At 45.6% G+C, this 15,654-nt stretch carries 14 protein-coding genes; 8 read left to right on the top strand and 6 right to left on the bottom strand.

Features of this window, described 5'->3' with window-relative positions; translation table 11 throughout:
• Positions 1 to 147 precede the first annotated feature (147 nt).
• The 5 genes from MKX59_RS20925 (at position 148) to MKX59_RS20905 (ending at position 7,117) form a co-directional block, all read left to right on the top strand.
• Positions 148 to 1,413 carry a PTS transporter subunit EIIC gene (locus MKX59_RS20925; protein WP_340858854.1) on the top strand — a complete coding sequence of 422 codons (1,266 nt, stop codon included), beginning with the start codon at positions 148 to 150 and terminating at the stop codon, positions 1,411 to 1,413.
• 205 nt (positions 1,414 to 1,618) lie between these two features.
• A complete protein-coding gene (gene licT / locus MKX59_RS20920) occupies positions 1,619 to 2,452 on the top strand; it encodes a BglG family transcription antiterminator LicT (protein WP_023987656.1) in 834 nt (277 codons plus the stop codon).
• A gap of 170 nt (positions 2,453 to 2,622) precedes the next feature.
• Positions 2,623 to 4,527, top strand: a complete 1,905-nt coding sequence (locus tag MKX59_RS20915; protein WP_340858851.1) for a beta-glucoside-specific PTS transporter subunit IIABC — start codon at positions 2,623 to 2,625, stop codon at positions 4,525 to 4,527.
• 243 nt (positions 4,528 to 4,770) lie between these two features.
• A complete protein-coding gene (locus MKX59_RS20910) occupies positions 4,771 to 6,168 on the top strand; it encodes an L-cystine transporter (RefSeq protein ID WP_025724316.1) in 1,398 nt (465 codons plus the stop codon).
• A gap of 250 nt (positions 6,169 to 6,418) precedes the next feature.
• A complete protein-coding gene (locus MKX59_RS20905) occupies positions 6,419 to 7,117 on the top strand; it encodes a queuosine precursor transporter (protein WP_023987659.1) in 699 nt (232 codons plus the stop codon).
• A gap of 65 nt (positions 7,118 to 7,182) precedes the next feature.
• Here the strand turns inward: MKX59_RS20905 and MKX59_RS20900 are convergent, their stop codons facing one another.
• Together MKX59_RS20900 and MKX59_RS20895 are read right to left on the bottom strand one after the other, a co-directional pair.
• Positions 7,183 to 8,271 (bottom strand): M24 family metallopeptidase, encoded by a 1,089-nt coding sequence (locus MKX59_RS20900; protein ID WP_258297394.1) that lies wholly within the window; start codon positions 8,269 to 8,271, stop codon positions 7,183 to 7,185.
• 72 nt (positions 8,272 to 8,343) lie between these two features.
• Positions 8,344 to 9,072, bottom strand: a complete 729-nt coding sequence (locus tag MKX59_RS20895; protein ID WP_028543006.1) for an MBL fold metallo-hydrolase — start codon at positions 9,070 to 9,072, stop codon at positions 8,344 to 8,346.
• Between the two features lie 203 nt (positions 9,073 to 9,275).
• Here MKX59_RS20895 and MKX59_RS20890 point away from each other — a divergent pair, with 203 nt between their 5' ends.
• Positions 9,276 to 9,788 carry a GNAT family N-acetyltransferase gene (locus MKX59_RS20890; RefSeq protein ID WP_023987694.1) on the top strand — a complete coding sequence of 171 codons (513 nt, stop codon included), beginning with the start codon at positions 9,276 to 9,278 and terminating at the stop codon, positions 9,786 to 9,788.
• Positions 9,789 to 9,909: 121 nt separating this feature from the next.
• Here MKX59_RS20890 and MKX59_RS20885 read toward each other — a convergent pair whose 3' ends face one another.
• The 3 genes from MKX59_RS20885 to MKX59_RS20875 form a co-directional block, all read right to left on the bottom strand.
• Positions 9,910 to 10,344, bottom strand: coding sequence for a threonine/serine exporter family protein (locus MKX59_RS20885; RefSeq protein WP_013309318.1), 435 nt, complete (start codon positions 10,342 to 10,344; stop codon positions 9,910 to 9,912).
• 20 nt (positions 10,345 to 10,364) lie between these two features.
• Complete coding sequence (locus MKX59_RS20880; protein ID WP_013309319.1) at positions 10,365 to 11,120, bottom strand: threonine/serine exporter family protein; 756 nt, start codon at positions 11,118 to 11,120, stop codon at positions 10,365 to 10,367.
• Positions 11,121 to 11,233: 113 nt separating this feature from the next.
• A complete protein-coding gene (locus MKX59_RS20875) occupies positions 11,234 to 12,088 on the bottom strand; it encodes a hypothetical protein (RefSeq protein WP_340858847.1) in 855 nt (284 codons plus the stop codon).
• 359 nt (positions 12,089 to 12,447) lie between these two features.
• Here MKX59_RS20875 and MKX59_RS20870 point away from each other — a divergent pair, with 359 nt between their 5' ends.
• Positions 12,448 to 13,179 (top strand): HAD family hydrolase, encoded by a 732-nt coding sequence (locus MKX59_RS20870; RefSeq protein ID WP_069081073.1) that lies wholly within the window; start codon positions 12,448 to 12,450, stop codon positions 13,177 to 13,179.
• A 136-nt stretch (positions 13,180 to 13,315) separates the two neighbouring features.
• Positions 13,316 to 13,996: a serine/threonine protein kinase gene (locus MKX59_RS20865; RefSeq protein ID WP_023987697.1), complete on the top strand. Its 681-nt coding sequence runs from the start codon at positions 13,316 to 13,318 to the stop codon at positions 13,994 to 13,996.
• An 85-nt stretch (positions 13,997 to 14,081) separates the two neighbouring features.
• On the opposite strand, the gene MKX59_RS20860 is transcribed toward MKX59_RS20865, so the two are convergent.
• The gene (locus MKX59_RS20860) at positions 14,082 to 15,500 is read right to left on the bottom strand and encodes an NAD-dependent malic enzyme (protein WP_322155896.1); all 1,419 of its coding nucleotides are present in this window, start codon (positions 15,498 to 15,500) and stop codon (positions 14,082 to 14,084) included.
• Positions 15,501 to 15,654: the final 154 nt, after the last annotated feature.

Genomic DNA, 15,654 nt, shown 5'->3' with positions numbered 1-15,654 from the left:
GATTACTCCTTCTTTAAAACTATTGTAAAAAAGAAGTAATATAAGTAGCATAAGGAATACCGCTTTTATTACAATATTCTTCTAAGCTTGGTTTGGTAAGTTCGAAAGTGGTCTTCAATATACATATAAAAAGGGGAAAAGGTAGTTATGAATCGGGATTTACTTTCCAAAGAAATGATTTCGCAGGTCAGGGGAGAAGATGAACAGGAGCAGACTTCCGGAAGTTACAGAGCTGCCACAGGGAGAAATCCGATAAGTCGTCTATTAGATTATGTATCAGGCGTATTCACTCCGATCTTGCCGGCAATGATTGGGGCGGGAATGATAAAGGTATTAATATCTATTTTCATGTCCTTAGGTTTTTTGTTTTCAGACCAACAGGTATTTACTAGTTTGTTATCTGATCAACAGGCGTATACCATTTTATTGGTTATCAGCGATGGTTTATTCTATTTTTTGCCCATTCTATTTGCGGCAAGTGCGGCAAGAAAGCTGAACAGCAATATGTTTGTTGCGGCTGCCATCGGAGCATCAGTATTGCATCCCCGCCTGACAGAGTTGTTCCAGTCTGGTGAGGAGGTTCGCTTTGGCGACTTGTCAGTCATAGACGGGCAGTCTGCTTCTTCCATAATACTAATGCTTGTTGTCGTTTGGATGGCGTCGTATGTGGAAAAATGGTTAGACAAGCATACCCCCTATTGGCTTAAAGTAGTGGCTGTCCCGACTTTGACTCTGATGATTTTTATACCTTTGATGATGTTCGTTCTTGGCCCGTTGTGGGGGTATCTCGGTCAACATTTATCGGATGGACTCGCATGGTTATTTGATAATGCAGGAGTGTTTGCAGGGCTGCTGCTCGGGGGCGCGATGTCTTTGCTTATTATGGCAGGTATGCAATATATAATGGTACCGATTATGATCAGCTCGCTTGCAACACTGGGCTACGATCATGTCTTTCCTGTGGTAGTGGCAGCGGTACTTGCCCAGGCAGGTGCAGCATTTGGCGTGCTTTTTAAATCCAAAAATGTCAAAGTGAAAACGCTGGCCTTTTGGACAGGCTTGCTTGCCATGATGGGGGTGGTTGAGCCGGCGATGTATGGAGTCACAATGCGCTTTAAGAAGCCTTTTGTTGCGGCGTTGATCGGAGGGGCTCTCGGTGGTGCATTTATGAGTTTATTTGGAACTGAAGCAACGGCTATTGGTGGTATATCAGGTCTGCCCAGCTTGGGATTATTCGTCGGTCCTACATTTATATATGCTATTTTGGGAATGTTAATCTCATTAGTTACAGCTGGCGTAATTACGTATTTTATGGGCTTTGTGGATGAAAAAGATGAGCATTCGCAAGTAGTGTCCACATCTGGTATGAATGCTTCTCCGAACTCGGTTGTGGAAAAGAGCCCTGGCAGCTAAGGCGTGCCAATGCCCAAAAGCCTCATGAAAGTGTTTACAAAAAAACTTGTCACCTCAGTCTTTATATGATATTATGGTGTCAGTTATTCAAAACTGCACAATCGTGGATTGTTACTGAGCGTATCGGGCAAAACCATAAGCAGGCACTATGTGTCAGTTTTGGTATTGCCTTTTTTTACTACTCCAAGCGGCTTAAGGTGATGGAATGAAGATAGCAAAGGTGCTGAATAATAACGTCGTAACGGTCATTGATGAACAGCAGAAAGAATTAGTCATTATGGGAAGAGGAATTGCTTTTAAAAAAAACACAGGCGATGAGATTGAAGAAGAGAAAATCGAGAAAATTTTCAAACTTGAAAGTACCGAGGTTTCCCGCAAACTCATGACCCTGATGTCTGATATCCCTATTGAATATGTTGAAATTTCTGATGAAATCATCCAATATGCCAAAACGATACTTGGTGTAGAGTTGCATGACAGCATCTATATTTCGCTGACGGATCATATCCATTTTGCCATAGAGCGTTATCGCTTGGGTATGGATATCAAAAATGCACTTTACTGGGAAATCAAGCGAATGTACCGCAAGGAATTCACGATTGGGACCAAAGCACTGCACATGATTCAGGACAAGCTGGGAGTTACACTTCCAGATGATGAAGGAGCATTTATCGCCTTACATTTGGTGAATGCACAGCTTAATAGCGAAATGCGCGAAACGATAACCCTGACTAACATTGTCAAGGATATCATAAATATTGTAAGTCGCTTTTTTGTAATGGATCTGGATGAAGAGTCGTTAAGCTATTACCGCTTTATTACACATCTCAAATTTTTTGCTCAACGGGTAATGAATGGGACCCCTGTACAAAATACAGATAATTCCCTTCATGATATGGTTAAGGTTCAGTATAAGAATGCTTACGCCTGCGCGGAAAAAATAAGAGATTATACGACTAAAATCTATGGTCGAAGCTTGTCCCAGGATGAGATGTTGTATCTCACCATTCATATCGAGCGTATCATTAAAAATCAATGATTTTATGTATGATCAGGGATTTAGGATTGCTACTTCTAAACCAGAAGGCAAAACCTGAATGCTGAAAGAAGATTGGCTTTTTATTAAGCTGTCTGCTTTCTGTATTCAGGTTTTTTTATTGCCCATTTGCGCATTTTATTTTATACCTTAAAAGAAAAGAGGAACACCTCATGGATCGAAATCAATTATCCAAAGAGATACTTACACTAGTTGGTGGTGAAGAAAACGTAGAGCAGGTCATTCACTGCATGACCCGCTTGCGCTTCAACCTTCATGATGATAAGAAAGCTCAGAAAGAGCAGTTGCAGAAAACGGATGGCGTCATGGGAGTCATGGAGAGTGGCGGCCAGTTTCAGGTTATTATCGGTAATGATGTAGCTAACGTGTACAAATCGTTGGTGAGCAACATGTCCAAGGCTCCGCAAAGTGACTCAGGAGCAAGTACTGCATCTAAGAAAAAACAAAACCCGATCAGCAAACTGTTCGACTTTATAGCGGGTATGTTTACACCGATTTTGCCAGCGATCACCGGCGCAGGTATGATCAAAGGGATCATTGCTCTTTTAGTGGCCATGAACTGGATGTCCGATAAGAGTCAAACCTATACGATTTTAGCGGCAATAGGTGACGGTGCGTTCTACTTCCTGCCTATTATTCTGGCTGTCAGTGCTGCTAGAAAACTCGGCAGTAATATGTTTATTGGTGCGGCGATTGGTGCTTCCATTTTGCACCCGACGATTACAGCTTTACTGGCATCTAACGTGAAGGTTAGCTTTATTGGTCTTCCGGTGACAGCGGCCACGTATTCTTCGACCGTTATTCCAATCGTTATTGCGGTCTGGCTGGCATCTTATGTTGAAAAATTCATTGATAAGTATACACATGCATCACTGAAGTTGCTCGTTGTTCCGACATTGACTTTATTGATTATTGTACCTTTGACTTTGGTTGCTGTAGGGCCGCTCGGCTCCATTATTGGTAATGGCCTGTCAGGCGGTATCTCTTGGTTGTTTGAAAATACAGGTGCACTTGCAGGTCTGCTGCTAGGCGGTACCTTCTCCCTGATCATTATGACAGGTATGCACTATGCGTTGGTTCCTATTATGATTGGATCGATTGCAATGTTGGGCTTTGACTACATGATTCCAATTATGGGAGCAGCCAACTTGGCACAGGCTGGTGCTGCACTGGGTGTATTCTTAAAATCAAAAAATGCCAAAGTCAAAACAGTGGCTTTCTCGACGAGCTTGACAGCTATTATGGGTGTAACTGAGCCTGCAATGTATGGTGTAAATATGCGGTTTAAAAAACCATTTACTGCTGCGTTGATCGGCGGAGCTGTCGGCGGGGGCTTCATGAGCTTGTTTGGTACAAAAGCGTATGTCATGGGTGGATTGGTTGGTGTGCCTGGTCTGGCGATGTTTATTGGACCGACTTTCTTATACGCAATCCTTGGTCTCATTATTGCATTTGTGGTTGCTACGATTGTTACCTATTTGATCGGCTTTACAGATGAAAAGAACGAAGAAGCACCACAAGCAACAACAGACGCTGCCGGAAACATCTCTACTGATGAAATAGCACAATCTGCTGTGTCCTCACTGCCGAAAGGTGAGAAAATCCCGGTATACAGCCCGATTATGGGTGAAGTTAAGCCGCTCAGTGAAGTCAATGACCCTGCATTTTCTCAAGAAATCATGGGTAGAGGTTGGGCTATTGAACCATCCGAAGGCCGGGTTGTTTCCCCAGTGGATGGCACAGTGTTCTCCATTTCCAAAAGTGGGCATGCTGTTGGATTGGTGAGTGATTCAGGACTTGAAATGCTCATTCACGTTGGGATGGATACGGTTAAACTAAAAGGACTTCATTTTACGCCTCATCTTAAAGCAGGAGATCGCGTGAAGGTAGGAGACCTCGTGCTGGAGTTTGATCTGGTGGAAATCCGCAAGGCTGGTTACGAAACGATAACGCCTGTTATTGTTACGAATGTAGCTCAGTTTAGCGAGTTGGAGTCCGCTGATAATCAGCATAAAGTGGTTAAGGAACAGGAACTGCTATACACAGTGATCGTCTAACGGCTGATAAAAATTTTACGCCTAAGTTGAATACATGTCGTTGTGTTCAGGACAAAAAACAGCAAGTCTTCGAAAGATGAAGGCTTGCTGTTTGGCATTTTCAATAAAACCCAAAGTGGAAGCTGCTTAACTATTTTATTGTTATAAAACCTACAAAAATAGTTGGTTTTGTGATATAGTAATCTTCGGATTGAAGGATCACCTTATAAAACATATTAAGTATAAGTTTGGAGGAAATAATACATGGATACCTTCTTTATTATTTTAAATGTTATTGTGCTGCTTTTGCTGCTAGGCGTATTGGTCTGGATGCAGAAAAAGCACATCTCCTTTACAAAAAGGGTATTTGCCGGACTTGGCTTCGGACTGATCTACGGGGCTGTTCTACAATATGCCTATGGGGCAGGCTCAGAGGTCATTACAAAATCAGTTGATTGGTTCAACCTCGCAGGTAATGGTTATGTCCGTTTGCTGCAAATGGTAGTTATTCCGCTTATCATGGTGTCGATTATTTCGGCTATTATGAATTTGAAGGGAAGACAGAACCTTGGCAAAATCAGCGTGTCCATTATTGCAGTACTACTGATTACAACGGCAATTGCTGCTTCAGTTAGTATTGTAACCAGCTTGTCGTTTGATCTAAAGGCAATTGAGATTCAAGGTGGGGAGAAGGAACAAGCACAGGGCTTGAAGATGGAAGAGCGCCTTGGAACAGTTCAGGACATGACCATTCCACAGCAGGTGCTGGAATTTATTCCTTCAAATCCTTTTGAGGATATGACGGGAGCACGTCGTACGTCGACGCTGGCGGTGGTCATTTTCTCGGCCTTTATCGGTGTGGCTGTGCTCGGATTGGATCGTAAAAAACCAGAACAGGCGCAAACCTTCCGTAAAGTGATCGATGCAGTGTACGCTGTAGTGATGCGGATTGTAACTCTGGTGCTGAGATTGACTCCTTACGGCATTTTAGCACTGATCACTAAAGTAGTAGCTACGACCAATCCGGATGAAATTTTGAAGCTAATCAAGTTTGTGCTCGCTTCTTATGTGGCTCTGTTGGTCATGTTTATCATTCATCTTATTTTGCTGGCCTTGTTCGGCTATAATCCGGTGACGTATGTGAAAAAGGTATTGCCTACATTGGTTTTTGCTTTTACTTCTCGTTCCAGTGCAGCGACCATTCCGTTAAATGTTGAAACACAAACGAAAAAGCTTGGTGTGTCCGACGGCATCGCGAATCTGTCTGCGACCTTGGGAGCGACTATTGGGCAAAACGGCTGTGCTGGTATTTATCCGGCAATGCTGGCGGTCATGATTGCTCCAACCGTGGGTATTGATCCAACGAGCTGGGATTTTATCCTCACGCTTATTCTGGTCGTTACGGTCAGCTCGTTTGGCGTGGCGGGTGTAGGCGGTGGTGCCACTTTCGCTTCCCTGATCGTGCTTTCCACCATGAATCTTCCAGTGGCATTGGCAGGATTGCTCATCTCAGTCGAACCGTTGATTGATATGGGACGCACAGCGTTAAATGTCAATGATTCTATTACCGCAGGTCTCATTTCAGGCAAGGTGCTCAAGGAGAACGATCAAGACGTGTTCAACAATCATGGCATGGATTTGGATGCAACGGCACACTCCTAAGTAAATGATAAACGAAAGGTGTACGATGCCTTCCCCTATCGCATCTGTAGCCTATATAACACACGTACAGAATGTACTCAATACAAAGAGCCGGCCATAAGGTCGGCTCTTTGTATTGAGTTTAGGACAGTGTAAATTATAGCTGTTCACGAATCCTAATCTATGATACATTAAAATAATGTTTTTCCGGCTTGCTTCGGATGAACCGCGGTTCGCAACCATCCCGCGCTATCAAAACTAGGAGGATTTCATGTTTAATCTGTTATGGGGGGCAGCTTTTGTCCTCGTCAATTTTATGTTCTTTTTGTTATGTTTTCGGTTGTTCGGTAAAAAAGGGCTGTACGCCTGGATTGGTGTTGCTACTGTACTAGCCAACATTCAGGTAACCAAAACGATTGATCTGGTCGGTATTACCACGACATTGGGAAATACGATGTATGTTTCTATGTATATGGCCAGTGACTTACTGAATGAAAAATATGGGCCTAAAGAGGCGCGTAAAGCTGTGTGGTTCGGCTTTTTTACTCTGATTATGACGACGATAACGATGCAAATGGTGCTGCAGTTCCAGCCTACTGCAACGGATTTTGCCCAGACACCGATGCAACAGCTGTTTGGATTGTTGCCAAGGCTTGCGCTTGCCAGCTTGACAGCCTATGCGGTCAGTCAATTGCTGGACGTGCGTCTGTATGCCTGGATTCGCAAGTTTTTTCCGGAACGTCATCAGCTCTGGATTCGCGGCAATGGCAGCACGATGATCAGCTCGTTTATAGATACGCTCATTTTCTGTACTATTGCCTTTTACGGTTATGCGTGGGGGATATGGCTCGAGATATTATTCACCACCTACATCTTAAAATTTGTACTGACCGCGGCGGGTACACCCATTTTGTACATCGCACGCAATTTCCGCTTTATAGAAGAGGAGGAGCAAACCCTCAAGCCATAATGGCTTGGGGCTGCCCCTCCTTTTTTCATACTTTTTACATACCGATATAATGAATAGCGATGTTTTTATCCCAGCACTGTCAGTTCTTTTGGAAAAGAGGTAAGCACTTCAACACCATCAGAGGTGACCAGAACGTCATCTTCAATCCGCACACCGCCGAGGCCTGGCACATAGATGCCGGGTTCGATTGTGAACACGAAGCCTTCATGAAGCAGATCACTATTGCCTCCGTGTACAGATGGATATTCGTGAACACTCATGCCAAGGCCGTGTCCAACTCGATGGTTAAAGGCAGGGCCATATCCAGCGGCTTCAACAACAGCCCGTGCTGCCTGATCTACGGATGCGCAGGAAACTCCCGGGCGAATGGCGGCAATTCCCGCTTCGTTCGAGCGAAGAACCGTATTATAAATCGTTTCCAGCTCAGCCGATAGCTTTCCAAAAGCAAAAGTACGTGTAATATCCGAAGCATAGCCATCGGAGTATACGCCCATATCAAACATGAGCAGATCGCCATGCTGTAGCTTGCGGGTGCCTGGAACACCATGAGGCAAGGCTGTTTTGGGTCCAGACAGTACTGTTGTGTCAAAGGACGGGCCCTCTGCGCCGATCTTTTTCATCTGGTATTCGATTTCGGCCACCAGCTCGACTTCCGTCACCCCTTCACGCACATGGGTGAGACCGTGACGAAGAGCATCTTCTACCAAACGAGCTGCATGTTTCAGACGTTGTACTTCCTCAGGAGTTTTTCTCACACGCATTTCTTGAAGCACAGGGCCTAGATCCACATATTGAGCCGCGCCAATGGCAGTATGTAGCTGTTCGTAACGGAGGACGGAGACGTGCTCCTTTTCCAGCGCGAATGCTTTCACACCGGTGCCTGTACGTTGACGCAGCAGATCATATGGATTGTCTGTATCGGTGTGGGTGGATATACGAGTCACAGAAGAAGCAGCTTGGGCGGCTTCTGCATCCAGGGCGGGTACGATCAGTTCTGGTTCTTGGTCCCGAAGCAACACCAGACCAAGAAAACGCTCATGCGGATCACTGGCAAAGCCCGTCAGATAGTAAATATGTTTAGGATCGGTCACAAGCAGGCCGTCCCAAGACTGTGACTTCAGTTCATCATACAGTCGGGTTATTTTCTCATTCATAAAGTCTCATTCCTTTCTGTCTATTTATTCATTATAGCTCTTCATACATAATTATTTATAGCATTGAATGACTTATTCTCTTTCCTGACATAATGTTTGCAGTCGTGCCTGTACATTCTGATCATAGTAACCACCATGGTAGCAGAGTACCTTCTCGACATCCAATACAGTTAGTTTATCGAGGCTCTTCAGGGCCAGCGGCATATCCGGCGTAGCCGACTCTGCAGGCCCGACCAGTTCACCTTCGACTACCAGCAGTTCATCTGCTGCCAATAGTAGCTTTTGTGCGGGCACATACAAGCTGATATGCCCGGGCGTGTGACCGGGTGTATGAATAATCTGTATGCCCCCACCATAAGGCAGATGCTCACCGTCCTCAAGAATATGAGCAAAGCGCAAATCTGGCAGGCGGCGAATCATATCCTCTGCTTGCTGCTTGAGCACAGTATCCATTTGTTTAATCCGTTCGGGCGTCAGCTTCACAAACGGTCGCTCTCCTGTCATGTAAGGAACGTCATCCTTATGGGCTAACAGGGCAGTATTCGGCAGCAGATCCAGCAGTGCATGAACATTTCCGATATGGTCAATATCCTGATGTGTTAAAATAATTCTTTTCACGCGGCTGATATCCTCACCCACATCTGAGATAGCCTTGCGTAATGGCTCCAATTGGCCAAGCATTCCCGTGTCAATCAGTGTAAGTCCATCCTCGTCCTTGAGCAGTACAGGATAAATAGTCGTTTTTCCAAAAAAAGATTCCATAGGTATTTCCAAAATCAAGAGTTGAGTTCCAATATTCATATTAAGCTGCTTCAGAATCCTTAACTCCGAAACATACCTCCCGTCTCATCGTGTTAAATCGCTTTCCCCGTTTTTATTTTTCCTTATCTTCAGGCTCTATTATAAAACCCTTTGGGACTAATCCGCAAAACAACTCGATATGGCTGATCGGGCGCTTGTCTTGTACAATAAATAAATCACACAATAGGAGGCGGATACGAATAATGAATAAGGACCAATCTTTTTCCATTGAATTTGCGTGCAAAGAGGATCTTCCCGATATTGTGGACATTTATAATTCTACGATCGCAGGACGAATGGTCACGGCAGATCTGGAACCGGTGACAGTGGAGAGTCGCATTCCATGGTTTGAGGCTCATCAGGAGAACCACCGCCCTTTGTGGGTATTAAAACAAAAGGGTGCAATTGCCGGATGGGCCAGCCTTCAGTCCTTTTATGGGCGTCCAGCTTATAACGGTACAGCAGAAATTAGCATATACGTCCATGAGGATTCTCGTGGAACAGGAACAGGAAGTCGACTGGTACAGCACTTGCTAAATGAATGTCCGAGACTGGGGATTACAACGTTGTTGGGATTTGTTTTTGGTCATAATGAGCCAAGTATTGGGCTGCTGCAGAAGTTTGGTTTTGAGCAATGGGGATACTATCCGCGTGTAGCTGTGCTCGACAGCATAGAGCGAGATTTAGCGATATTGGGTAAGCGAGTGGATGAATAATAGCTTATGACAGTTAAATATTCTTTGTAATGTGTACAGAAAAAGGCTGTTTCCAAAACCTTCTCAAACACTGCGGATGATTTTAGGAGCAGCCTCTTTTACTTTGCTATTTTCATCGCTTTTAGCGCTGTGGTTTAAAACGTATACTGTGAAAAATTTGATTAAGCACCTCAGACAGCACCAAACCGACAGCAATAGCACCTGCGATCATCAGCGTGCTCATGGCCAGCTCCAGTGCCTGAGGATAATGTTGTTGTACGAACTGGCGCATGGCATTATAGGCCATTCCCCCTGGAACGAGCGGAATCATGCCTGCCACACTGAAAATAATCACAGGCATTTTGTACAGCCGCGCAAAGCCTTGACTGACGATGCCGATGAGAATCGTTGCCAAAAGGCTGGCGCTCACAGGCCCCATGCTGTCCGTGGTTGAATAATAGACAAGCCAGCCTAGCATACCAACAAAACCGCATTGCAGTAGTGAACGCCGGGGGGCATGGAAAAGTATGCCGAAAGCAGCGGTGGCAATAAAGCTTGTGAATAATTGTGCAAGCATAGACTTGAATCTCCTCCGAATCACATATAAGAAATGATAACCGCAACGCCAGCTCCAATGCCGAAAGACGTCAGGCAAGCATCGGCTCCCTTGGAAAGACCCGAAACAAGGTGCCCGGACATTAAATCACGGATGGCATTTGTAATTAACAAGCCTGGAACCAGTGGCATGACAGAGCCAATAATAATTTTATCCATCATCTGTCCCCAGCCTACTATCGTTAATAGAGCCGCCAACAAGCCGATTAGAAAAGATGCAGAAAACTCTGAGAAAAACTTAACCTTAACGAGCCTGTGAAAATACTGTACAGCTGCAAATCCGATACCTCCGCATAACACAGCTGCGGGGAAATCTCGCCAGACTCCACCAAACATGATCATGAAGCAACCGCTGGCCAACGCAGCAGCCATCAGCTGTACACGGTTGGAATAGCGGAGGGGGCCACGTTCAATCTCCGAAAGCTCCTTGACGGCAGCGCGAGGAGACAAATCGCCTGTGCTGATTTTACGTGAAATGGAATTGACCTCTGTCACCTTGTGCAAATCGGTAGTCCGCTCTACGATGCGGATAAGCTTGGCAGGCTCCGAGTCATTAATGGCAAAAAAAATCCCAGTTGGTGTTACATAGCTATGGGACTGGGATATGCCATAGGCCGAAGCAATGCGGGACATCGTGTCTTCAACACGATAGGTTTCGGCTCCATTTTGCATCATCAGTTTGCCCGCCAACAGACAAACCTCAATGATTTCAGGAGTAGGATAGGAATGATTATTCATACTCGCTCTCTTTCATTCGTACCGGGCCGTTCGACCCTATTATTTTCATTTATTGTAGCACAAAAAGCCGCCTTTTCAGAGGCGGTTATGTTAGGCGGAAGCCAAGGATTTCATCAAGATTCTATCATATCGGGAATAACGGTATAGTAGGACTCTTCCAGATATGTTGCGGCCTCAGACAGACCCATCACCTTAAGCTGTCCAGCTACAAAAGCACGAAGGGCAGAATGGGTGAACAAATGCCGTGTCTGGGCATCCCGAATAAAAGCCAGTCTGGCTTCACGCGAACCGTTGTGGAACAACTCACGCACAGCTTCGCCTTGTTGTTCCCAAAGGAAAGGCTCCGTTACGGTCAAGAGGGCACTCTCCATAGAAGAGCTATTCTTCGCAGAAGAAGATAACTGAATGCCCAACCCGTTTAGCGTAGGAGCTGCTTCATTGTGCTTCCGTTCTGTTCGCAAGCTGTCGATATACGCAGCCATATCCTGAATCGGTTCGATACCAAAGCGTTCGCGAAAGCATTCGCGTACAAACGCGGTGCGTTCATCTACAATCTGAGGCAGTCGCTGACCTGCATGTCCAGAATAGTCATCTCCACTGGCGTAGTATCGTTTTAATGAACTGTTCTCTGTATAAACAACGCTTAAAAAATCCTGCAAATGACGGGCAACCACCCATACACCCGTCCAATCGACGGGAGATACACATACTATAGGGGCCCGGGAAAGGTCCTTTTCAAGCCCAAAATCCGTTAAAAAGCCATAATGTATTCCGTCCACCCCTGCGTGGGCAAAAGGAACAACATCTGGTGGTGTAGCCATATATCGTGGCGCGTGGCCCTGCTCCATAATCAATCCCAAATCAAAACTCAGAGAATGCCGGTTCGCTTCGAGCTCTTTTTCAAATTCTATAAGTGCCTCAATCAAAGGTGTAGCTGATCCATAGGCTAGGTTAGAACCGGAATCCATCGTGTATGCCTCCCTTATCCAAGTACATCCGTAAAGCGTTCATCCCTAAAAGGTACGTGATTTTACACGAAATGTAAACCTGTATGACGAATATTTTCAAAAATGTGACCTTTTACCCGTGTGTTGTCAAATAAAACGCTTTCGGGCAAAGCAGGACAAGATACCTATGTTAGCTCGGTAGAGAAGTAAAGTGAGTTTGTGAAAATGCGGTCTTTTCAGTGTATGTTAGCAACCGTGAAGTGTGATTGCAGGATGCGCAGTGTGAAGGACAGGGTGCAACGTAACAGGCCAACGGGTATAATATCAGGACAAGGTGAAAAGGAGCGTCATCCGAAGATTTAACAGAAAGAAGTGGGCATATGAACTTGCAAAAGAAGGCTGTTTTTTTTGATGTAGATGATACGATGTACGATCATTTGCACCCTACACGCGATGCATTGCGTACAGTATTAGGATTGAGTGATCGTTTTCCTTATGAGAAAGCCTACCATCGTATTCGCTATTACAGCGATGTACTATCGGCTAAAGGAGGACTATTGGAGGGGAAGGCAGGGCCGGATGAACTGGATGAGATGAGGGAAGGCCGTTTCATTCTGGCTTTACAAGAATTCGGGGTAGAAATTACCCGTGAGCAGGCAGTACATGTTCAACAAGAATACTTGGATCGTCAGTACCGAATTGAGCCTTTTGAGGGGGCAACCTCGTTAATAAATGATTTGAGCTCGGCTGGATTTTTAGTTGGATTAATTACAAACGGTCTTGAAGAACACCAGATGAACAAGATCAAGGCCATGGCACTGGAAAATCATGTTGCAGCAGAGCATATCTTTGTATCTGGGACCGTTGGCTATGCCAAGCCTGATCCGCGCATTTTTGAAGTAGTGAACGAACGGACAGGAACGTTAGCAGAGCACTGCTGCTACATTGGGGATTCCTGGCGTAATGACGTGGCGGGAGCTATAGCTGCGAATTGGCAGGTGATCTGGTTCAATCACAGGAACGCTCCCCCGGAGACTGACGTGCTGGGGATCTATAAAACAGCAGCAAGCTATGCAGAGTTAAGAAGGTTGCTTCTGCCGGACGCTCGTTAGACACGGTACATACCGTATTTATAAAAGAATCAACCTATTTTGAAGCCATTCCAAAAGATAACCCGTAATACTATTTATCTGTTATAGAACTAACTTTATTGGTATTGGTTTAGAACAGAGAAGGAGGGGATCGCGCATGGTAGAACAATGGAGGCAGGCAGAAGACATCATAAGTCAAGTGACCGTATACAGTACGGAGGATAATGATCCGGTTACCATTAAAACAGGCACTCAAGACGTCCGCTGTATTGGCATCGGGACAGATGCGGCCGTATTTACGCTCGATACGTTGCCAGGCTACGCGTTCAAGGTGTACTCAGACATGGCGATCGAGAAGAAAGATGCGGAGGCCGACGTATATGAGCGTTTGCGAGGGTCTGACTTTTTTCCTCATTATTACGGAAAAGGCGACAAGTATATTGTCATAAGTTATGAATCCGGTATTACGCTGCTGGATTGTCTGCTGCAAGGAATTCCTGTGCCAGAGCAGGTCATTCTGGATGTGGAAAAGGCGAGGGAATTTGTCCGATCCAAGGGGCTGAATCCCCGTGATATTCACCTCAAGAATGTACTCATGCAAGACGGACGTGCCAAGGTATTGGATGTATCTGAATACGTGAAGGAAGGCGATGACAAGCGCTGGGAGCATTTGGTGTGGGCGTATCATACGTTTTATTCTGGTATCTCGGAGGTTAAGGTTCCCTCATGGATTTTGGATACGATTAAAAAATGGTACTACAAGCTGGACAACTCCAACTTTAATCTGGAGGAGTTTGCCCAGCGTGCCAGTCAATTGTTCTCTAAATGGAGGTCATAACCGCTGTAAAGAAAACGGATATGCAGACTGACCTTTCCATAGCAAAAAGGATTGCACCCGTATTTAGGGGAGCAATCCTTTTCTTTTATCTGAAATCCCGAGGCACTCTTCTGGCTGTACCGCTCGCAATCGCGGCTTGAATCACCTTTTCACGCACCCGTTGAACTGCACTCTCGTTAAATACACCAGGGATAATATACAGCTTGTTTAGTTCTTCAGGACGGATCGTGCCTGCGATGGCCTCTGCGGCCGCCAGCTTCATCTCTTCGTTGATTTCACGGGCACGGCAGTCGAGCGCCGCTCGAAAGATGCCAGGGAAACAAAGCACATTGTTAATTTGGTTAGGATAGTCCGAACGTCCGGTGGCGATGACACCCGCAATGTCCTCGACGTCCTCTGGCGCAATTTCGGGAACCGGGTTAGCCATAGTGAACAGCACCGGGGCTTCTTTCATACGTTTCACGTCTTCTCGTTGCAGTAGTCCACCTGCCGACAGCCCGATAAACACGTCAGCATCCTTCAGAACCTCGGACAGCGTGCCCGACAGCCGTTCAGGGTTGGTATGCTGCGCATACCAGTTCCACATCGGATGCTCGTATGTTTCATCAGCTGTAAGCGCTCCGTGACGATCTACGCCAATGATGTTGACTGCTCCTGCAGATAGCAAAATTTTCGTACAGGCCACACCCGCAGCCCCGATACCACAGACGACAATTTTGACGTCAGACAGGGCTTTGCCGACAACCTTGAGCGCATTGATCAGCCCTGCGTATAAAACGACAGCTGTGCCGTGCTGATCGTCATGAAAAACAGGTATGTCCAGCTCTTTACGTAACCGCTGTTCAATCTCAAAGCATCGTGGCGACGAAATATCCTCCAGATTAATCCCGCCAAAAGCTGGGGCCATTTGTTTAATGGCCTTAATGATCTCTTCGGTGTCCTGCGTATCCAGACAGATTGGAAAGGCATCGACGGAGCCGAGCTGCTTGAACAGCATGGCTTTGCCTTCCATAACCGGCATGGCTGCATAGGGACCGATGTTACCTAGCCCGAGAACAGCGCTTCCGTCAGAGACGACAGCGACCGTGTTGCGCTTGATCGTCAAGCGGAAAGCTTTGTCCGGTTCCTCGTGAATCGCCATGCATACGCGTGCCACATCGGGGGTATATACCCGGGATAAGTCATCGCGGTTTTGAATTGGGACTTTGGGCTGCATTTCAATTTTGCCCCCGAGGTGTAATAGGAAGGTACGATCAGAGATGGATAATACCTTAACACCTTGTGCTTTTTTAATGCGAGCAATCATTCGGTCGATTTCTGCTGGATCGGCAATGGTAACTGTAATATCCCTCACAGTGACCTTCTCAGAGGTGCTAATGACGTCAATGGCAATCACATCTCCGCCATGTTCGTTTACCAGCGTAATCAATTGACCAAATTGGATGTATCCGGTGGAAATTTCCAATCGCAAAATGATGTTTTTACCGCCAATACCGCCTTGCATACAAATTCCTCCTTTGTCTTCCATAACAAAATCATACGTAGGATCAATTGATTGCGCTTACAATGAGAAGCGGATGTAAAATCTATGCTGATATTTTAAATTAGTGGTTTCTTCCCCTATCATAGTGAACAATCTCTCGCTTGTACAGATCAAG

The organism is Paenibacillus sp. FSL R7-0340, from assembly GCF_038002205.1.
Taxonomy (GTDB): Bacteria; Bacillota; Bacilli; order Paenibacillales; family Paenibacillaceae; genus Paenibacillus; species Paenibacillus polymyxa_B.
Note: the sequence above shows the minus strand (reverse complement) of the source record. Positions and strands in the feature narration are given on the sequence as shown.